Here is a 19552-nt window from a genome sequence, read left to right as displayed (position 1 = left end):
TAAAACATTGATATTATGCAATAATAAAAACGATGGATAAACACGTCTTTATCTTGCAATAAACGATAAACTCTGTCGTAATTACGGTCATGAGGCTCCCGCAAGCAGAGCAAGGAGGACAAGCATCATGACCCGCATCGTTCCCGCAACCGACAATCCGACGGCCGGTGGCCGGTCGATTTGCGCTCGCGGCGCGCAGGGCTCCCGGTGCAGGAGGGCAGGTCCGGCGGCGCCGGGATTGCGGCGCATCGCGGCGATCGTGGTCAGCCTGGTCGGGCTGGGACTGGCCGGCCCGGTCCATGCCGACAACAGCCTGCTGAATGTCAGCTATGACCCGACGCGCGAGCTTTACCGCGAGGTGAACGCCGCCTTCGCCGCGAAATGGCAGGCCGAAGGGCATGCCGCGCCGACCATCGAGACCTCGCATGGCGGCTCGGGCGCGCAGGCGCGCTCGGTGATCGACGGGCTCAAGGCGCAGGTGGTGACGCTGGCGCTGGCCTCGGACATCGACCAGATCGCCTCCCGCGGCCTGTTGCCCGAGGATTGGCAGTCGCGCCTGCCGCATAACAGCGCGCCCTATACCTCGACCATCGTCTTCCTGGTGCGCGAGGGCAATCCCAAGGGCATCCAGGACTGGGGCGACCTGGTCAAGGAGGGCGTCGAGGTCATCACCCCGAACCCCAAGACCAGCGGCGGGGCGCGCTGGAATTATCTGGCCGCCTGGGCCTGGGCGCAGAAGAACGGCCAGGATCCCAAGGGTTTCGTGACCGAACTGTTCAAGCATGTCCCGGTGCTCGACAGCGGCGCGCGCGGCTCGACCACCACCTTCACCCAGCGCGAGATCGGCGACGTGCTGCTGGCTTGGGAAAACGAGGCCTATCTGGCGCTGAACGAGCTGGGCGAGGACCGGTTCGACATCGTCGTGCCCTCGGTCTCGATCCTGGCCGAGCCGCCGGTCGCCATCGTGGACAAGAACATCGCCGATGACGAGCAGAAGGCGCTGGCCGATGCCTATCTGGCCTTCCTCTATTCGCCCGAGGGGCAGGCGCTGGCCTACAAGCACTATTACCGCGCCTGGGACGACAGCGCCGCCAATCCCGAGGACGTGGCGCGCTTTCCGCAGCTCGATCTGGTGACCATCGCCGATTTTGGCAGCTGGAAACAGGCCCAGCCCGAACATTTCGGCGACGGCGGCACCTTCGACCAGATCTATTCGGGGCAATGACCGATGGCGCTGGCGTTCCGCTTGCAGAAATCCCCCATGCCGGGCTTCGGCCTCGGCATGGGCATCACCCTGGCCATGCTGTCGCTGATCGTCATCCTGCCGGTCGGCGCGCTGCTGGCCCGCGGCATCAGCTATGGGCCCGAGGCGGTCTGGGCCACGATCAACACGCCGCGGGTCTGGGCGGCGCTGTATCTGTCCTTCCGCCTGGCCTTCCTGGCCGCGCTGGTCAACCTGGTCTTCGGCACGCTGCTGGCCTGGGTGCTGGCGCGCTATGACTTTCCGGGCCGGCGGCTGGTCGATGCGCTGGTCGACCTGCCCTTTGCCCTGCCGACGGCGGTGGCGGGCATCGCGCTGACCGCGCTTTACGCGCCGAACGGCGTCTTCGGCAGCATCGTCCGCGATCTGGGCGGCAAGATCGCCTATACGCAATGGGGCATCCTGATCGCGCTGATCTTCGTCGGCCTGCCCTTCGTCACCCGCACCGTGCAGCCGGTGATCGCCGAGATCGAGCAGGAGGTCGAGGAAGCCTCGGCCACGCTGGGGGCGGGGCGGTTCCACACCCTGCGCCGGGTGATCCTGCCCCTGCTGCTGCCTGCGGCGCTGACCGGATTCGCGCTGTCGCTGGCGCGCGCGGTCGGCGAATACGGCTCGGTCATCTTCATCGCCGGCAACCTGCCGATGAAGACCGAGATCGCGCCGCTCTTGATCGTCATCAAGCTTGAAGAGTTCGACTATGACGGCGCGGCTGCCATCGGCATCGCCATGCTGCTGATCTCCTTCGCCATGCTGCTGGCGATCAACCTGATCCAGATCTGGAGCCGGCGGAGGATCGGCCATGTTTGACAACGCCCTGCACGCCGCCGGCGGCGAGAAAACCGCGCAATGGCGTCCGGTGGCCGAGGAAAGCCGGCCGGTACGCATCCTGCTGATCGCCCTGGCACTCGGCGGGCTGGCCGTCCTGGTGGTGGCGCCGTTGGCCGTGGTCTTTGCCGAGGCCCTTGCACGCGGCGCGGGACAGGCGCTCGCCTCTCTGGCCCGGCCCGAGGCGACCTCGGCCATCCGGCTGACGCTGATCGTCGCGGCGATCTCGGTGCCGGTGAATGCGGTCTTCGGCATCGCCGCCGCCTGGACGATCACCAAGTTCGACTTTCGCGGCAAGGCTTTCCTCATCACCCTGATCGACCTGCCGTTTTCCGTCTCGCCGGTGGTGGCGGGGCTGGCGCTGGTGCTCTTGTTCGGCACCAACAGCCTGATCGGCGGCTGGCTGGTCGCCAGCGGCCTGCCTGTCATCTTCGCCCTGCCGGGGATCGTGCTGGCCTCGATCTTCGTCACCTTCCCCTTCGTGGCGCGCGAGCTGATCCCGGTGATGATCGAACAGGGCCGCGCCGAGGAAGAGGCGGCGCTGACGCTGGGTGCCTCGGGCTGGCGCATCTTCCTGACCGTGACGCTGCCCAATATCAAATGGGCGCTGCTTTACGGCGTGCTGCTGTGCAATGCCCGCGCCATGGGCGAGTTCGGCGCCGTCGCGGTGGTCTCGGGCAAGATCCGCGGCCAGACCGCCACCATGCCGATCACCATCGAGATGCTCTACAACGAATATCTTTCGGTCGCCGCCTTCAGCTTGGCCGCGGTGCTGGCCCTGCTTGGCCTGCTGACGCTGGCGCTCAAGACCGTGCTGGAATGGCGCCATGCCGACCAGCTTGCCGCAACGCGCCGCCATTGAGGTGTCCCATGCATATCGAGATCGACGAAATCGCCAAGAGCTTCGGTGCAACCACCGCGCTGCACCCGGTCAGCCTGGCCATCCCCTCGGGGGCGCTGGTGGCGCTCTTGGGGCCCTCCGGCTCGGGCAAGACCACGCTTCTGCGCATCCTGGGCGGGCTGGAGTTCCCGACTTCGGGCCGGGTGCTTTTCGACGGGCAGGATGCGACCGGGCTGACGGTGCAGGAACGCCGCGCCGGCTTCGTCTTCCAGAGCTATGCGCTGTTTAGGCACATGACCGTGTTCGAGAACATCGCCTATGGGCTGCGCGCCCGCCCCCGCCGCTCGCGCCCCAACCGGGCCGAGATCGGGCGCCGCGTGACCCGGCTTCTGGACCTGATCCAGTTGCCGCAGATCGGCGGGCGCTTTCCCAGCCAGCTGTCGGGCGGCCAGCGCCAGCGCGTGGCATTGGCCCGCGCGCTGGCCATCGAGCCGCGGATGCTGCTCTTGGACGAGCCCTTCGGCGCGCTGGATGCCCGCGTGCGCAAGGAACTGCGCCAGGGCCTGCGCGAGATCCACGACAGCACCGGCCTGACCACGGTTTTCGTCACCCACGACCAGGACGAGGCGATGGAACTGGCGGACCTGGTGGTGGTGATGTCGATGGGCCGGATCGAGCAGGTCGGCCGCCCGCAGGACATCCGCGCCCGCCCGGCGACGCCCTTCGTGCGCGAGTTCATCGACGCCTGACGCGGCGATGCGGCGCGCGCCCTCAGTCGATCGGGTATTCGTATTGCCGCAGGAAGCGCCAGATGTTGCGGTTCAGCTGCGACAGCAACTCCAGATCCTGGTCCAGCCGCAGCATCTCGTCGTTGCCCAGGGTCTGCTTGCGGCCCATGTGGATGCGGTCGCGCCGGTCGGCGATCCGCATCAGGATGGTCGAGACCGAGCCGTCCTCTTGAAACGACCAAATGCTGTGGTTGTAGCGGTGCCGGACGGCGGACAGCCTGGCAAAGCGGGCTGTCAGCTCCAGCAGTTCCTGCTGCTCCTGCCCGGCGGGCAGGCGCAGTTTCGCAAGACGCTCGACCATCTCGATGCGGCCGCGCGTCGAGGAGACCGACAGAAAGACCACCACCGCCGCGCTCTTGTCCATCCCGGTCAGCCCGGCGAGCATGTGGATCAGCAGGCTTTCGGTATTGCTCCAGGCATAGTTGAGCCGCCCGACCCGCAGCAACACCGCATCGAGGTCGGGCTCGGCCGCGCCGGTCCCGGCGGGCGCCCCCGGCGCGGTCATGATCCCAATGCGCGATAACGCATGGCGGCTTCGGTGCGGTTGTGGGCGCCCAGCCGCAGGCTGGCATTGCGCAGGTGCAGCTTGACCGTATGGACCGACAGGCCAAGGCTGGATGCGATCCGCTTGTTGGACTGGCCGTCGGCGACCAGGCGCAGCACGTCCTGCTGGCGCTGGGTCAGGCCAAGCTCGTCCGGGACCGCGGCCGGCATCGCGACCCCGGCCGAGGAAATGATCTCGGGAAAGATGTAGTTGCCGCCATGGGCGACCAGCTTGATGACGGAAAGCCATACGTCCAGCCGGACGTTCAGCGGCAGGATGCTGGCTGCGCGCCGCCGCAGCGTGGCATCCTCGTAGCAGGCCCGGCCGAAGGCGCCGGTGCAAAAGGCGATGGCCAGCGCCACGTCGTTCAGGCCCAGCAGATAGGTGCGATCCTCCTCTGACAATCCGCGCATCGTCGGTTCGTCCAGAACCAGCAGCGTCGGCCATTCGCCGGTCAGTTCGGACAGGCTGCGAAAGTCGTCGAAGGATAGTGCAGCCGCCACGGTGATATGTCCCAGCTCCTGGCTGGTCACCGAAATCAGGCTGTGGGAAAAATTGCATTGTGTTCCGACAAAGAGAACCTCTGCCGTTCCACGCGCAGGCCGGTCAGACAGCGTACGGATTTCACTGGATACGCCATCGCAAGATGCCATGTTCATGTCATTCCTACCTTCTTGCGTATGGTTTTACTCCCCCGTCCCGGCCAGCCCTCCCAGGCCGACCGGACAGTTCAGCCTAGCAAGTTTTCGCCCGTCCTCAAAGGGAAGAGCGAGGGATAAGTTCAAGAATCACCACAACCTAGTTGTAAGTTCATCGGGTCGCTCCATCCAGGGTAGAGGCCCGCATCCGCACCTGTCCCTTTGGTGAGGACAGCCGGGGCCGGGTGCCGTGCCCCTGGCGAAAGGGATTAACCCGTTCGGGCGATCCGGAGAGGATGCGGTGCCGCCTGGCTATAGGCCCAAAGCGGATTCTTCGGGTATTCGGCCAGCCCCCCGCTAGCCTTTTCGTGCAGCTAGGCCGAATCGCTGGGCGAGGCGTAGCCTTCTTCAAGGTCGGCGATCCGGGGCAGTTCCGGGGCCGGTCGGACGGGGCCGCGCAAGGTGGTGTGCGGTTGTCCGTATCAGCAGCAAGACGGAAACGGTCGTGCCGTCGTGACGGTGGGCATTCGCCCGGCGACCGCAACCGGCTTGCCTTCATCCACCGCAACCGGGCGGGCAGGCGTGCTTGTGAAGGATCTGGCCGCATCTCCCCCGCCTCTAGAGGAGGAAATGACGATGGTTGGCAGCCGCAACATGAATCTCTTCGCCTGGCCGATCAACAACCAGGACCAGGACCAGGACCAGGATCAAGGCCAGGGTCAAGGTCAGGGTCAAGGGCAGGGCCAGGGTCAGGGCCAGTTGAACAAGCAGGCCCAGGGCCAGGATCAGGACCAGGGTCAAGGCCAGGATCAGGGTCAGGACCAAGGCCAGGGGCAGCATCAGAGCCAGAGCAACGCGAACGAAAACGCGAATGCCAATGCCAATGCGAACAGCAGCGCCTCGGAGACGCTTGCCTATAACGCTGCCGGCAACGTGGCAGGCAACCTGGCCGGCAATGCCGCCAAGAACAAGGCCGACAACGATGCCAGCAACGATGCGCGCAACGACGCCAACAACGACGCGCGCAACGATGCGACGAACGACGCCTATAACAAGGCGGTGAACACGGCCTATAACAACACCGATGTCGAGACCAACGTCTCGACCAATGTCAGCGTGGGCCTTGATCTGAATGGATGGCAGCCGACCGACAACGATTATGCCGACATCGACCTGAACAACGCGCATGGCAGCATGGGCGATCTTCTGGTCAATCGCGACGGCAATATCAGCATCGGCACCGATGACATCAATATCGAGAACGTGCTGAACCATGCCTTGAACGGCGGCGGCGCCGACGTGGGCATCATCATCCCGCAATCCGGGACGATGAACGACCAGGATGACCTGAGCGATGCCAATGTCTCCAACAATGCCGACTTCAACCAGAACGGCAGCGTCTATGGCGGCACGGCCACGGCCGAGCGCGGCATTGATGCCGGCAGCGAAGGTGGCCGGGGCGGCAGCGGCGGCAGCGCCGACGGCGGTTCGGGCGATGCGGATGCCGATGGCGGCAAGGCCATGGCCTCGGGCAGCCATTCCGATGGCGGCAACGGCGGCAAGGCCGCGGCCTGGGGCGGCGACGGCGACGGCGGCGGGGCGCTTGGGCTTGGCGTAGGCGCCGGCAAGGGCGGTTCGGCCGATGGCGGCGACGCGGCGGGCCTGGGTGCCGGCATCGGTGCCGGGCTCAGCGGTGACGCAAGCGGCGGCGATGCCGGGGCCGGCAGTCTGGCAGCTGCGCTGGGTGCCGGTGCCGGCGGGCCCGGCGGCTCTGGCGGCGCCGGCGGCGCCGGCGGCGGCACCGGCTCGGCCGATGCCGGTCCGACCGGCGCGCTTGGCCTGGGCCTGGTCGGCGTGGGCGTCAACAACGACAGCGGCAATGGCGGCGACACCGGCAACGGCGGCGACGGTGCCGACGGTGGCGCGGGCGGCGCGGGCGGCATCGGTGCCGGTATCGGTGCGGCGCTTTCCGCAGCGGCGGCCATGGCCGGCGACGCGACCTCGGGCGATGCCGGCGGCGCGGGCTTCGGCGCGGCCCTGTCGGCGGCCGGCAACGGCGGCCGTGCGGATGGCACGGGCGAAGGCTATGGCGATGCCACCGGCGGCAACGGCATGGGCGGCGCGGCCAATGGCACCACCGGCGGCGCCGGCGGCGCGGCCAGCTCGACCGGCGGCTATGCCCTGGGCGGCAACGGCATGAACACCAGCAGCGGCAATGGCGGTGCCGGCGGCCAGGTGATGTCGGGCGACGGTGGCTATGCTCATGCCGGCACCTGGGGGTCGAACAATGGCGATGACGGCTATGTCAACGGCTACTCGACCGCCTCGGCCGACTCGATCCTGGATACCACGGCGTTCAACCAGAGCATCGTGATGGGCGCGAACGTGCTGGGCAACACCGTCGACATGACCGTGGTCGGCGGCGATCTCAGCTCGACCGTGGTCGGCCAGGACGACCTGGGCTGACGGGCCCCGTGACGAACTGCCTGCGCAGGGTCTTCCTGCGCAGGTTTCCGTTTAATTGATTTCCCTCGGCCTAGCCGGAATTGTTTTATCGAGGAAGGTGGCAGACATGCTGGTGATCGACGCGACAGAAGAAGCGATCTGGCACTTCATCGGAGTTTTTCACCTCGCGGAAGAACATGGACGGATGCGGATCGAATATGATCGGCTGACGGCCAAGAAGGTCGCTCCCGACCTTGGTCCGGTCGATGCGATCCAGCAATGGGCCGGCCATCCCTATCAGCCGCTCGATTACCAGCCCGATATCCGCTATGTGCCCCCCTATCGCCCCGGCGAGGGGCTTTCGGCCGATCCGGCGCCGCCCGTCCTGGCGCTGGACCACCATTTCCCGCGGTCCTCGGTCTCGCCCGAGGGGATGTCCGCCAACAAGCCCGATGCCGCGGTGCCCTGGACTGCCAAGCCGCCGGGCGGGGTGGTGACGCCGGTGCCGGAATGGGTTCTGCCCGTGCCCGGTTCCGTCGCCGTCATCGTGGTCCAGAAGACGCGGCTGGCCGATGGCGACCGGGTGAATGCCGATACCATGCGCGAGGGGCTGGTCGATCAGCACCTGCTGGCGGCGCGGCTGGAGGCGCTGGCGGCGCAGGCCGAGCAGCTGGGCCTTGCCCTGCCGGTGGCGATGCCCGCCGACGAGCCCGCCTTCCGCCTGATCGCCGAGACCTTCCGCCAGACCGACCTGCCCGAAACCGAGCTTGCCGGCGCCGAGATCCATGCGCGCCAGGGCGCCGATGTCGAGGGCCAGTACCAGAACGGCGTCAAGGTCGATGCCCGCCCCGACATCGACGCGCTCATGCCCGCCTATCGCAAGGAGGTGGCGGCCGAGCAGGCGCGCGAGGCGCAGGAAGGCGCCCCGGTCACAAGCCGCGACGGGCCGAGCTCGGCCGGCCCCACCAACGTTTCCGGCCCCGGCGTGACCGGGCAAGGCCATGACCTGGTCCTGGGCAACAACACGCTGATCAACCAGGTCACGATCCATTCCGCCGCGGTGACGGCGCCGGTGGTCGCCGTGGCGGGGGGCGTCTATAGCTACAACCTCATCAGCCAGACCAATGTCTGGAGCGATTCGGACGTGCTGGGCGGCCTCTCGGCCGCCGCGCAGGGCCAGGCCACAAGTCCGACGCTGGGGCTGAACTTCGCCAGCTACACCAGCTTCTCGAACCCGATGCTGGTGCCGCAGGGCGACGACGATGCGCCGCAATACTGGGTGACGGCGACGCTGGAGGGCAGCCTCATCAGCATGAACTGGATCGAGCAGTTCAACCTGATGTCGGATAACGACATCGCCTCGATCACGCTTCAAGCGAACAAGACCCTGCTGCTGATGGGCGAGAACGGCGCGCTGAACCACGTCTCGCTGCTGGAACTGGGGATGAGCTACGATCTCATCATCGTCGATGGGCAGGTCATCAACCTGAACGCGATCTTGCAGACCAACGTGCTGCTGGACGACGACCGCATCATGGTCAGCGATGGCCATGGCGGCAGGATCAGCTCGGGCGACAATCTGCTGATCAACGATGCGACCATCCATCAGGTCGGCCTGGCGGGGGTGGTCGCGGCCGGCGCGGACCATGCCGCGATGCTGGCGGGGGCGGCGGCGGGCGATGTCAGCCTGCCGCAAGCGGTGCTGAACGACCCCGCCTTCCAGGGCCTGGACCTGGTGCGGGTGCTGCATATCAAGGGCGACATGGTTTCGTTGAACCTGGTGCGGCAGACCAACGTGCTGGGCGATGCCGACCAGATCGAGGTCTATCGCGACGACCTTTTGCAGGCGGGAGGCGAGATCAGCGTCGTCACCGGCTCGAACCTGCTGGTGAACGCGGCGGTGATCGCCGAGTTCGGCGTCGATGCCACGATCTATTCCGGCGGCGAGCATTATTCCGACGCGCTGCTGCACCAGGCCGAACTGGTCGCAACCCACGATCCGCTGATGCCCACCCCGCCGCCCGGCCTGGCCAGCGAGGCGGTGCTTTTCCTGGCCGAGGGGATGCTCGGCGACGATGCCGGTGACGGTGATTTCGTGCCGATCGGCACGAATGCCGATGTGCCCGCCGACATCATGCAAACGGTGCTGGCATGATCCGATCCGACAAGACCAGCGAGCGGCTGGTGCTCGAACCCGAGATGTGCGTCGATTGGCAGGGGAAGGGCAAGTCCCGCCCGCCGGCATCCAAGCCCATGGGCACCGGCCCCACCATCGAGCGGCAGGCCGGGCGCATTCCCCCGGCGCCCGCCACGGCGCAGCCAAAGGGCGGCTCTGCCTTCCACAAGCGGGTGTCCGAGCCCGATATCGCCGGGGCGCTGGGGGCGACGATCCGCCGGATCTGGGCCAATATCCTGGGGGTGCTGCTGTTCAGCGGCGTCTCGAACATGCTGGTGCTGGCGATCCCGATCTATCTGTTCCAGATCTCGGACCGGGTGCTGACCAGCCGCTCGATCGACACGCTGGTCATGCTGACGGTGGTGATCATCGGCGCCGTGCTGCTGCAGGTGGTGTTCGACGCCATCCGGCGCGGCATGCTGCTGCGCAGCTCGGTCGACATCTCGGCCCGGCTGGGCGCGCCGATCCTGTCGGCGGCGGCGCGGGCCTCGCTGCAAAGCGCCGGGCAGGAATACCAGACGCTGGGCGATCTGCAGCAGGTGCGCAGCTTCCTGGTCTCGGGGACGCTGCTGTCGCTGCTGGACCTGCCCTTTGCGCCGCTGTTCATCCTGGCGATCTTCCTGGTCCATCCGCATCTGGGCCTGATGGTGCTGACCACGGCCGTGCTGCTGATGGCCATCGCGATGATGAACCAGCGCGCCACCGCGAAATCCTTTGCCGAGGCGAACCGGCATCTCAGCCGCGCCAACCTGCACCTGGATTCGATGATGCGCAATTCGCAGATCATCAACGCGTTGGCGATGATCCCCGAGGCCGTGACCATCTGGGGCCGCGACGCCGCCAGCTCGATGACGGCGCAGGTGCGGGCCCAGGACCGCAACATCGCCTTCGCCGGTGCCTCGCGCGCGGTGCGGCTGCTGACGCAGGTGGGGCTGCTGGGCTGGGGCGCCTATCTGGCGCTGCGCGGCGAGATCACCGGCGGCATGGTCATTGCCGCCTCGATCATCGCCGGCCGCGCGCTGGCCCCCATCGAGGGCGCCATCGAGGGCTGGAACCACGTGCTTCTGTCGCGCGCCGCCTATGGCCGCATCTCGGCGCTGCTGAAATCCTCGCCGCTGAACCAGCAGCGGCTGAGGCTGCCCCATCCCGAGGGCCGCCTGGATGTCGAGCGGCTGCTTTACGTGCCGAACGGGACCAAGCGGGTGGTGCTGAACGCGATCACCTTTTCGCTGAACCCCGGCGCCTCGCTGGCCATCGTCGGCAATTCCGGCGCCGGCAAGACGACGCTGGGCAAGATGCTGGTCGGCTCGATCCTGCCCACTTCGGGCAGCGTGCGGCTGGACCTGATGGACCTGCGCAACTGGGACCAGCGCCAGCTGGGCCAGTGCATCGGCTATCTGCCGCAGGACGTGCAGCTGTTCCCCGGCACCATCAAGGACAATATCGCCCGCATGCGGCCCGATGCCCGCGACGAAGAGATCTACCAGGCCGCGGTGCTGGCCGATGTCCATGACATGATCGCCAAGCTGCCCGAAGGCTATGAGACCATCGTGGCCGCCGACGGATCGCCGCTTTCGGGCGGGCAGAAGCAGCGCATCGGCCTGGCGCGGGCGTTTTTCGGCAGCCCCCGCCTGGTGGTGCTGGACGAGCCGAACTCGAACCTGGACACGGCGGGGGACCGCGCGCTGTCCAGGGCGATGGCGCTGGCCAAGAAGGACGGGATCACCATGATCGTCGTGACCCAGAAATACCAGCTGCTCCAGGACGTGGACAATATCATGCTGCTGGCCGACGGGCAGATCGCCGCCTTCGGTGCGCGCGATCAGATGCTGGAGCGGCTGGCGAGCCGCAAGCCGCCGGGCAACCAGCCCCCCGCCATGGCCCCGCAGCCGCAGGCAGCCCAGCCGCAGCCGCAGGCCGCGCCGGGCAATCGGGCCGCGACCCCCCCTGCGCCGGAGGCAGGCCAATGACCAGCAGATCCGACCCCGATGGCCTCTATGACCGGGTGCCCCGCTCGGTGACGCGGCACCTGGTCTTTGGCATCGCCCTGCTGGTGCTGTCCCTGGGCGGGTTCGGTACTTGGGCGTTCCGGGCGCCGCTTGCGGCGGCGGTGATGGCGCCGGGCAGTTTCGTCGCCACCGGCCGCAACAAGATCGTCCAGCACCTGGAAGGCGGCATTATCCGCGAGATCCTGGTCGACGAGGGCGAGGAGGTGGTCGAGGGCCAGGTGCTGATCCAGCTCGACCGCACCGCCGCCATCGCCAACCGGCGCGAGCTGGAATTGCGCCGCGCCCGGCTCGAGGCGATCAGCGCCCGGCTGCGGGCGGAATATGAAGGGGCCGAGGCGCTGGTCTTCGACGGCTTCCTGCAGGAACACCAGGACGAGCCCAGCTTTGCCGCCATCATGGCCGAGCAGCAGGCAGCCTTTCGCGCCGCCCGCGCCCGGCTGGATGGCGAGATCATCCTGCTGCAAAGCAATATCGCTGCCAGCCGTTCGCGCATCCAGGGCTACGAGGGGCAGCTGGCCGCCATCGAGACCCAGCTTGCCTTGCTGCGCGAGGACCACGGCGCCCGAGACACGCTCTTGCAGCGCGGGCTGGTGCGGCGCAGCGATGTCAACGTCCTGGCACGGGCCATCGCCGATGCCGTGGGCGAGGCCGGCCGCATCACGGCGCTGATCGCCGAGACGGAAGAGGCCATGCGCAAGGCCGAAAGCGAGATCGAGCAGGCCCTGACCCAGCACAAGCAGGCCGCGCTGAACGAAAGCCAGGGCATCGAGGCCGAGCTGGACAGCGTCCGCGAGCAATCGATGAAGGCGCAGGACGTGCTGGAGCGCGCCTATATCACCGCGCCGGTGTCGGGCACCATCGTGCGCATGCATTACCATACGCCCGGCGGCGTGATCGAGGCGGGCAAGCCGATCCTGGAAATCCTGCCGCAGGATGCGCCGCTGATCATCGAGACCTATGTCGCGCGCACCGACATCGACGAGATCGAGATCGGCCAGAAGGCGGCGGTGCGGCTGACCTCGCTGAACCAGCGCACCACCCCGGTGCTTCAGGGCCACCTGGTCTATGTCTCGGCCGATGCGCTGACCACGCAGGCCGAAGGCATCCAGCGCGAGGTCTATGTGGTGCGCATCGACCTGCCGCCCTCGGAGCTGGGGCGGGTGCATGGCTTCCGGCCGACGCCGGGGATGCCGGCGGAGGTCATGATCGAGACCTCGGCCCGGACCTTTGCGCAATATCTGGTCAAGCCGATCGAAGACAGCCTGTCGCGGGCCTTCCGCGAGAACTAGGGCCGGCGGCGCGGCAGGCCGATCCTTGCCGCCGGTTTGGCGATTTGCGGTGCTGCACCCGCCCTTTCCTTGAAAGGAAAGGATAATTTTTCGCCTTGCAGCCGGGTTTTCGCTGTCGCCCTTGCCGGTCGGGCCGGCGGCGGGCCGAGCTGGGGATTGCCCCTTGCCCGGCCTGCGGCTATCGCAGGCAAAAAGGGGTCCGGCAATCATGAGCTTCAACACCTTCGGTCGCGTCTTCACCTTCACCACCTGGGGCGAAAGCCATGGCCCGGCGCTGGGCGTCACGGTGGACGGCTGCCCGCCCGGCGTGGCGCTGGACGAGGGCTGGATCCAGCAATTCCTGGACCGCCGCCGGCCCGGCAGCTCGAAATTCACCACCCAGCGGCAGGAGCCGGACCGGGTGCGCATCCTGTCGGGGGTGTTCGAGGGCAAGACCACCGGCACGCCGATCCAGCTGATGATCGAGAACACCGACCAGCGCAGCAAGGATTACGGCGAGATCGCCCAGGCCTTCCGCCCCGGCCATGCCGATATCGCCTATCACCTGAAATACGGCATCCGCGACTATCGCGGCGGCGGGCGTTCCAGCGCGCGCGAGACGGCGGCGCGGGTCGCGGCGGGCGGCGTCGCGCAGGCGGTGCTGCGCGAGCTGGCGCCGGGGCTGCGGATCACCGGCTACATGGTGCAGATGGGCGAATTGCACCTGGAGCGGGCGAATTTCGACGCGGCCGAGATCGGCAGGAACCCGTTCTTCCTGCCCGATGCCGCGGCCGTGCCGGCCTGGGAGGATTACCTCAACGCCACCCGCAAGGCGCAGGACAGCGTCGGCGCCGCCGTCGAGGTGCTGGTCCAGGGCTGCCCGCCCGGCCTCGGCGCGCCGGTCTATGCCAAGCTGGACACCGACCTGGCCGCCGCGATGATGTCGATCAATGCGGTGAAGGGGGTCGAGATCGGCGAGGGCATGGCGGCGGCCGCGCTGACCGGAACCGCCAATGCCGACGAGATCCGCATGGGCAACGACGGGCCGCGTTTCCTGTCGAACCATGCCGGGGGCATCCTGGGCGGCATCTCGACCGGGCAGGACATCGTGGTGCGATTCGCCGTCAAGCCGACCAGTTCGATCCTGACCCCGCGCCGCACCATCAACCAGAAGGGCGAGGAGATCGAGCTGATCACCAAGGGCCGCCACGATCCCTGCGTCGGCATCCGCGCCGTGCCCATCGCCGAGGCCATGGCCGCCTGCGTGATCCTGGACCACCTGCTGCTCGACCGGGCGCAGACCGGCGGCCAGCGCGGCCGCATCGGCTAGGCAGGGCGCGGATGCGCGGGGCAGGCAAGGGGAACGCCGTTCCCCTCTTGTCCCGCTGCGCGGGCCAATTCACCCCATGGGGTATTGGGAAAACGGAGAAAGCCGGATCGTGGCGGGCTGCGCCTTTCATTGTTTTGCAAATACTCCCCCCTGATTGTTACGAAACTGACACATTCCTTTCGCATAACCGTCGCGTCGCCGTTCTAGAGAGCGGGCAGGCCGCAACGGCCCCATGGAAATGTCAGGAGTGATCCTATGAAATCCGCGAAATTCACCGTGTCGGCGCTGGCCCTGATCGCCGCCTCGGCCACCGCCGCCACCGCGCGCGACCAGATCCAGGTCTCGGGCTCGTCCACGGTGCTGCCCTATTCGACCATCGTGGCCGAGGCCTTTGGCGAGAACACCGATTTCCCGACCCCGGTGGTCGAATCGGGCGGCTCCTCGGCCGGGCTGAAGAAATTCTGCGAGGGCGTGGGCGAGAACACCATCGACATCGCCAATGCCAGCCGCCCGATCAAGGATAGCGAGATCGAGGCCTGCAAGGCCGCCGGCGTGACCGAGATCATGGAGGTCCGCATCGGCTATGACGGCATCGTCTTTGCCAGCGACATCGCCGGCAACGACTTCGCCTTCACTCCGGCCGACTGGTTCAATGCGCTGGCTGCCGAAGTCGTGGTCGACGGCAAGGTCGTTCCGAACCCCCATACCAAGTGGAGCGACATCCGCGCCGAGCTGCCCGACCAGGAGATCCTGGCCTTCGTGCCCGGCACCAAGCACGGCACCCGCGAGGTCTTCGAGGAGAAGGTGATCGCCGCGGGCTGCGAGGAATCGGGCGCCGCCGAGGTGCTGAAGGCCGAGAAGGGCGAGGACGAGGGCGAAGCGGCCTGCATGGCGCTGCGCACCGATGGCAAGTCCATCGACATCGACGGCGACTATACCGAGACCCTGGCCCGCATCCAGTCGGCCAAGAACGGCATCGGCGTCTTCGGCCTGTCCTTTTATGAGAACAATACCGACAAGCTGAAGGTCGCGACCATCGCCGGCGTCACCCCCTCGACCGAGACCATCGCCGCGGGCGAATACCCGGTTTCGCGGCCGCTGTTCTTCTATGTCAAGAAACAGCATATCGGCACCGTGCCGGGGCTGAAGGAGTTCGCGGAATTCTTCGTCTCGGATGAGCTGGCCGGGCCGGAAGGGCCGCTGGCCGCCTATGGCCTGGTGGCCGATCCGGAACTGGCGGCGACCCAGGCGGCCGTCGCCGACGAAGCGACGCTCGCCCAATGATCTGCCGGGCGCGGGGCATGCTGCTGCCCCGCGCCCCTTCCGTTTCCCTGGCTTGAGGGCTCACATGCCTGTCTCATGGACCTTGCTGATCGTCCTTGCCCTTGCCGGCGCGGGCTATTTCGTCACCCGCGCGCGCGTCGTCGCGCTGGCCGGGGGCGATGTGCGGCGGCTGCATTCGCGGCCCAGGTATCACGGCTGGAACGCCGCCTTGCTGACGGCGCTGCCGGCACTGTTCCTGATCGCCATCTGGCGCTTCGTGCAGCCGGCCGCGAATGCGACGCCCGTCGCCATCCTGGCGCTGGTACTGGCCGCCGCCGGGCTGGCCTTGGCGCTTGTCCGCAACGCACCGGATTTTCGCGCCCGCAACGCGGTCGAGGCCATGGTCAAGGGCCTGCTGATCCTGTGTTCCAGCATCGCCATCCTGACCACCGCCGGGATCGTCTTTTCGATGCTGTTCGAGACCGGGCATTTCTTCCAGAAATATCCCTGGCAGGATTTCTTCTTCGGCACCACCTGGTCGCCGCGCTTCGGCGGCGGCTCGCAGCTGGGCATCCTGCCGCTGCTGTGGGGCACGCTCTACATCTCGCTGATCGCGCTGGCGGTGTCGGTGCCGATCGGGCTGTTCGCGGCGATCTACATGTCCGAATACGCCTCGGCCAGGCTGCGCAGCGTGGCCAAGCCGATGATCGAGGTGCTGGCCGGCATCCCGACCATCGTCTATGGCCTTTTCGCGCTGATCACCGTCGGCCCGATGCTGCGCGACTGGTTCGCCCAGCCGCTGGGCCTGGGCAATTCCGGCTCGTCGGTGATGACGGCGGGGCTGGTCATGGGCATCATGCTGATCCCCTTCGTCAGTTCGCTGTCGGATGACATCATCAACGCCGTGCCGCAAAGCTTGCGCGACGGCGCGCTGGGGCTTGGCTCGACGCAATCGGAAACCGTGCGCAAGGTGGTGCTGCCCGCCGCCCTGCCGGGCATCGTCGGCGCCGTGCTGCTGGCCGCCTCGCGCGCCATCGGCGAGACGATGATCGTCGTGCTGGGCGCGGGGGCCGCCGCCCGCATGGACCTGAACCCGTTCGAGGCCATGACGACGATCACCGTCAAGATCGTCAGCCAGCTGACTGGCGACAACGATTTCGCCGCGCCCGAGACGCTGGTGGCCTTTGCCCTGGGCCTGACCCTTTTCGTCATCACGCTGGGGCTGAACATCGTCGCCCTCTACGTCGTGCGCAAATACCGGGAGCAATACGAATGAGCGACGCAACCCTGCAAGGCGCGCAGCCCCGGCCCTCGCTGCTGGTCGCCGATCCGCGCTCCCGCAAGCGCAACGCCGCCGAGGCGCGGTTCCGCGCCTATGGGCTGGGCGCCATCCTGGTCTCGATGGTGATGCTGGTGATCCTGCTGTTCACCATCATCACCGGCGGCATCGGCGCCTTCCGCCAGACCTACCTGGAGATCCCGGTCGCGCTGGACGCGGCGCAGCTGGACAAGAACGGCAACCGCGACCCGGACGACCTGCGCAAGGTGCTGACCCTGACCTATGGCAAGATCCTGGAGCAGTCGCTGCAACAGGCCATCGCCGACAAGGGCATCGCCATCGCCGAGCTGTCGGACAAGGATGTCTCGAACCTGATCTCGAAAGAGGCCTCGGCGCAGCTGCGCAACCGCGTGCTGGCCGATCCCGAGCTGATCGGCCAGACCGTCGAGGCGCGCGTGCTGGTGAATGGCCGGGTGGACGGCTATTACAAGGGCCGCGTCAGCATGGAAAGCGCGGCGCGTGACGCCAATACCTCGCCGGCGCAGCTGCAGCTTGCCGATGCGCTGAAGGCGCAGGGCATGCTGGCGACCCAGTGGAACTGGTCCTTCCTGACCAGCCCCGATGCCTCGGACCAGCGCCCCGAGGCGGCGGGCGTCGGCATCGCCATCCTCGGCTCGCTCTACATGATGCTGGTGGTGCTGGTGCTGTCGGTGCCGATCGGCGTCGCCGCCTCGATCTATCTCGAGGAATTCGCGCCCAAGAACCGCTGGACCGACATCATCGAGGTCAATATCTCGAACCTGGCCGCGGTGCCCTCGATCGTCTTCGGCATCCTCGGACTTGCCGCCTTCATCAACTTCGGCGGGCTGCCGCAATCGGCGCCCATCGTCGGCGGCCTGGTGCTGACGCTGATGACGCTGCCGACGATCATCATCGCCACCCGCGCGGCGCTGAAGGCGGTGCCGCCCTCGATCCGCGACGCGGCGCTGGGGGTGGGGGCGTCCAAGATGCAGTCGGTGTTCCACCACGTCTTGCCGCTGGCCATGCCGGGCATCCTGACCGGCACCATCATCGGCCTGGCCCAGGCCCTGGGCGAAACCGCGCCGCTTCTGCTGATCGGCATGGTGGCCTTCGTCAAGAACTATCCCTCGGCCCCGCCGGACGGGCTGTTCGAACCCGCCTCGGCCTTGCCGGTCCAGGTCTATAACTGGACCCAGCGCGCCGACCCGGCCTTCATCGAGCGTGCCTCGGGGGCGATCATCGTGCTGCTGGTGTTCCTGTTTTGCATGAACCTGCTTGCCATTCTCCTGCGCCGCAAGTTCGAGCGCCGGTGGTAATCTCGGGAAGGAGACCCGATATGAACGACATGAGACTTCTGGAGCGCAGCGTGGACCAGTCGGAAATCAAGATCTCGGCGCGGGACGTGCAGGTCTGGTATGGCGAAAAGCACGCGATCAAGGACGTGAACGTCGACCTCTTGGACAAGACCGTGACCGCCTTCATCGGTCCTTCGGGCTGCGGCAAGTCCACCTTCCTGCGCTGCCTGAACCGCATGAACGACACCATCGACATCAGCCGGGTCGAGGGCAAGATCACGCTCGACGGCGAGGACATCTATGACAAGCGCGTGGACCCGGTGCAGCTGCGCGCCCGCGTTGGCATGGTGTTCCAGAAGCCGAACCCCTTCCCCAAGTCGATCTATGACAACGTGGCCTATGGCCCGCGCATCCACGGCCTGGCCCGCAACCGCGCCGAGCTGGATGAGATCGTCGAGAAATCGCTGCGCGGTGCGGCGCTGTGGAACGAGGTCAAGGACCGGCTGAACGATCCCGGTACCGGGCTTTCGGGCGGCCAGCAGCAGCGGCTTTGCATCGCCCGCGCCGTGGCGACCCAGCCCGAGGTTCTGCTGATGGACGAGCCCTGCTCGGCGCTGGACCCCATCGCCACCAGCCAGGTCGAGGAGCTGATCGACCAGCTGCGCGCCCAGTTCTCGGTGGTGATCGTGACCCATTCCATGCAGCAGGCGGCCCGCGTCAGCCAGAAGACCGCCTTCTTCCACCTCGGCAACCTGGTGGAATACGGCAATACCGACGACATCTTCACCAATCCGCGCGATCCGCGCACCGAAAGCTATATCTCGGGCCGCATCGGCTAGGCCGGAAAGGGAGCTGACATGAACAACGAACGCCATATCCTCTCGGCCTTCGACCGCGATCTGGAAACCGTGCAGGCGCTGGTCGTCAAGATGGGCGGCATGGTCGAAAGCGCCATCCACGACGCCGCCATCGCGCTGGAAACCCGCGACGGCGAACTGGCCGACGACATCCGCCGCCGCGACAAGGCCATCGACGAACTGGAAGTCCAGATCAACGAGGAGGCCGCGCGGCTGATCGCGCTGCGCGCGCCGCGGGCCACCGACCTGCGCATGGTGCTGTCCGTCATCAAGATCTCGCATATCCTGGAGCGGGTGGGCGATTACGCCAAGAATATCGCCAAGCGCAGCAACGTGCTGGCCGACATGCCCGCCATCGACGGCGCCGGCATGGCGCTGCGCCGCATGTCCGCCACGGTCGAGGCGATGATGAAGGACGCGCTGGACAGCTATATCCAGCGCGACGCGGCGCTGGCCGCCGACGTGCGCAAGCGCGACCTGGAAGTGGACCAGATGTATAACGCGCTGTTCCGCGAGTTCCTGACCCATATGATGGAGGATCCGCGCAACATCACCGCCTGCATGCACCTGCATTTCATCGCCAAGAATATCGAGCGCATGGGCGACCACGCCACCGGCATCGCCGAGCAGGTGATCTATCTGGCCACCGGCGAGCTGCCCGAGGATCCGCGGCCCAAGGGCGAAAGCGTTCCGCGCATGGAGGGGGCCTGAT

At 67.1% G+C, this 19552-nt stretch carries 16 protein-coding genes; 14 read left to right on the top strand and 2 right to left on the bottom strand.

All coding sequences use genetic code 11. The features are described 5' to 3' along the window. Positions 1 to 238: 238 nt before the first annotated feature. Genes ACDP63_RS03395 through ACDP63_RS03380 form a run of 4 tightly spaced genes read left to right on the top strand, consistent with a single transcriptional unit; the run spans position 239 to position 3676 of the window. Positions 239 to 1225, top strand: coding sequence for a sulfate ABC transporter substrate-binding protein (locus ACDP63_RS03395; RefSeq protein ID WP_028709852.1), 987 nt, complete (start codon positions 239 to 241; stop codon positions 1223 to 1225). A 3-nt stretch (positions 1226 to 1228) separates the two neighbouring features. After that, positions 1229 to 2068, top strand: coding sequence for a sulfate ABC transporter permease subunit CysT (gene cysT, locus ACDP63_RS03390; protein ID WP_024843372.1), 840 nt, complete (start codon positions 1229 to 1231; stop codon positions 2066 to 2068). Then, positions 2061 to 2948: a sulfate ABC transporter permease subunit CysW gene (cysW, locus tag ACDP63_RS03385; RefSeq protein ID WP_024843371.1), complete on the top strand. Its 888-nt coding sequence runs from the start codon at positions 2061 to 2063 to the stop codon at positions 2946 to 2948. The genes cysT and cysW overlap by 8 nt, the downstream gene beginning before the upstream one ends. Positions 2949 to 2956: 8 nt before the next feature. After that, positions 2957 to 3676: a sulfate/molybdate ABC transporter ATP-binding protein gene (locus ACDP63_RS03380; protein ID WP_074990321.1), complete on the top strand. Its 720-nt coding sequence runs from the start codon at positions 2957 to 2959 to the stop codon at positions 3674 to 3676. A 22-nt stretch (positions 3677 to 3698) separates the two neighbouring features. On the opposite strand, the gene ACDP63_RS03375 is transcribed toward ACDP63_RS03380, so the two are convergent. Both ACDP63_RS03375 and ACDP63_RS03370 read right to left on the bottom strand, forming a co-directional pair. Beyond that, positions 3699 to 4220, bottom strand: coding sequence for a hypothetical protein (locus ACDP63_RS03375; protein WP_024843370.1), 522 nt, complete (start codon positions 4218 to 4220; stop codon positions 3699 to 3701). Next, entirely contained in the window at positions 4217 to 4792 is a 576-nt protein-coding gene (locus ACDP63_RS03370; protein ID WP_024843369.1) for a helix-turn-helix transcriptional regulator, read from the bottom strand. The genes ACDP63_RS03375 and ACDP63_RS03370 overlap by 4 nt, the downstream gene beginning before the upstream one ends. A 735-nt stretch (positions 4793 to 5527) precedes the next feature. On the opposite strand from ACDP63_RS03370, the gene ACDP63_RS03365 reads away from it, so the two are divergent. The 10 genes from ACDP63_RS03365 (at position 5528) to phoU (ending at position 19551) form a co-directional block, all read left to right on the top strand. Then, entirely contained in the window at positions 5528 to 7363 is a 1836-nt protein-coding gene (locus ACDP63_RS03365; protein ID WP_256233516.1) for a hypothetical protein, read from the top strand. Between the two features lie 106 nt (positions 7364 to 7469). Continuing rightward, positions 7470 to 9497 (top strand): hypothetical protein, encoded by a 2028-nt coding sequence (locus tag ACDP63_RS03360; RefSeq protein ID WP_024843366.1) that lies wholly within the window; start codon positions 7470 to 7472, stop codon positions 9495 to 9497. Continuing rightward, positions 9494 to 11488, top strand: coding sequence for a type I secretion system permease/ATPase (locus tag ACDP63_RS03355; RefSeq protein ID WP_024843365.1), 1995 nt, complete (start codon positions 9494 to 9496; stop codon positions 11486 to 11488). Before ACDP63_RS03360 ends, ACDP63_RS03355 begins: the two co-directional genes overlap by 4 nt. Then, positions 11485 to 12816, top strand: coding sequence for an HlyD family type I secretion periplasmic adaptor subunit (locus tag ACDP63_RS03350; protein ID WP_024843364.1), 1332 nt, complete (start codon positions 11485 to 11487; stop codon positions 12814 to 12816). The genes ACDP63_RS03355 and ACDP63_RS03350 overlap by 4 nt, the downstream gene beginning before the upstream one ends. A gap of 208 nt (positions 12817 to 13024) precedes the next feature. Next, positions 13025 to 14125, top strand: coding sequence for a chorismate synthase (gene aroC / locus ACDP63_RS03345; RefSeq protein WP_024843363.1), 1101 nt, complete (start codon positions 13025 to 13027; stop codon positions 14123 to 14125). Between the two features lie 255 nt (positions 14126 to 14380). Then, entirely contained in the window at positions 14381 to 15409 is a 1029-nt protein-coding gene (locus ACDP63_RS03340; protein ID WP_024843362.1) for a substrate-binding domain-containing protein, read from the top strand. Between the two features lie 64 nt (positions 15410 to 15473). Continuing rightward, positions 15474 to 16664, top strand: coding sequence for a phosphate ABC transporter permease subunit PstC (pstC, locus tag ACDP63_RS03335; RefSeq protein ID WP_409927685.1), 1191 nt, complete (start codon positions 15474 to 15476; stop codon positions 16662 to 16664). Continuing rightward, a complete protein-coding gene (gene pstA / locus ACDP63_RS03330) occupies positions 16661 to 18004 on the top strand; it encodes a phosphate ABC transporter permease PstA (protein WP_409927684.1) in 1344 nt (447 codons plus the stop codon). The genes pstC and pstA overlap by 4 nt, the downstream gene beginning before the upstream one ends. A 20-nt stretch (positions 18005 to 18024) precedes the next feature. Continuing rightward, positions 18025 to 18822, top strand: coding sequence for a phosphate ABC transporter ATP-binding protein PstB (gene pstB / locus ACDP63_RS03325; protein WP_024843359.1), 798 nt, complete (start codon positions 18025 to 18027; stop codon positions 18820 to 18822). Positions 18823 to 18840: 18 nt separating this feature from the next. Then, positions 18841 to 19551, top strand: a complete 711-nt coding sequence (gene phoU / locus ACDP63_RS03320; protein WP_024843358.1) for a phosphate signaling complex protein PhoU — start codon at positions 18841 to 18843, stop codon at positions 19549 to 19551. The last annotated feature ends 1 nt before the right edge of the window (position 19552 follow it).

The sequence above is a fragment of the Paracoccus sp. P2 genome (assembly GCF_046335115.1).
In the GTDB taxonomy this organism is placed as follows: Bacteria; Pseudomonadota; Alphaproteobacteria; order Rhodobacterales; family Rhodobacteraceae; genus Paracoccus; species Paracoccus pantotrophus.
Note: the sequence above shows the minus strand (reverse complement) of the source record. Positions and strands in the feature narration are given on the sequence as shown.

Bases quoted from the DNA above. Each gene is read 5' to 3' on its own strand.
- pstC (WP_409927685.1), top strand. From the start codon at position 15,474: ATGCCTGTCTCATGGACCTTGCTGATCGTCCTTGCCCTTGCCGGCGCG.
- aroC (WP_024843363.1), top strand. From the start codon at position 13,025: ATGAGCTTCAACACCTTCGGTCGCGTCTTCACCTTCACCACCTGGGGC.
- ACDP63_RS03355 (WP_024843365.1), top strand. From the start codon at position 9,494: ATGATCCGATCCGACAAGACCAGCGAGCGGCTGGTGCTCGAACCCGAG.
- pstA (WP_409927684.1), top strand. From the start codon at position 16,661: ATGAGCGACGCAACCCTGCAAGGCGCGCAGCCCCGGCCCTCGCTGCTG.
- pstB (WP_024843359.1), top strand. From the start codon at position 18,025: ATGAACGACATGAGACTTCTGGAGCGCAGCGTGGACCAGTCGGAAATC.
- ACDP63_RS03380 (WP_074990321.1), top strand. From the start codon at position 2,957: ATGCATATCGAGATCGACGAAATCGCCAAGAGCTTCGGTGCAACCACC.
- ACDP63_RS03375 (WP_024843370.1), bottom strand. From the start codon at position 4,220: ATGACCGCGCCGGGGGCGCCCGCCGGGACCGGCGCGGCCGAGCCCGAC.
- ACDP63_RS03360 (WP_024843366.1), top strand. From the start codon at position 7,470: ATGCTGGTGATCGACGCGACAGAAGAAGCGATCTGGCACTTCATCGGA.
- ACDP63_RS03350 (WP_024843364.1), top strand. From the start codon at position 11,485: ATGACCAGCAGATCCGACCCCGATGGCCTCTATGACCGGGTGCCCCGC.
- cysT (WP_024843372.1), top strand. From the start codon at position 1,229: ATGGCGCTGGCGTTCCGCTTGCAGAAATCCCCCATGCCGGGCTTCGGC.
- phoU (WP_024843358.1), top strand. From the start codon at position 18,841: ATGAACAACGAACGCCATATCCTCTCGGCCTTCGACCGCGATCTGGAA.
- ACDP63_RS03340 (WP_024843362.1), top strand. From the start codon at position 14,381: ATGAAATCCGCGAAATTCACCGTGTCGGCGCTGGCCCTGATCGCCGCC.
- ACDP63_RS03365 (WP_256233516.1), top strand. From the start codon at position 5,528: ATGACGATGGTTGGCAGCCGCAACATGAATCTCTTCGCCTGGCCGATC.
- cysW (WP_024843371.1), top strand. From the start codon at position 2,061: ATGTTTGACAACGCCCTGCACGCCGCCGGCGGCGAGAAAACCGCGCAA.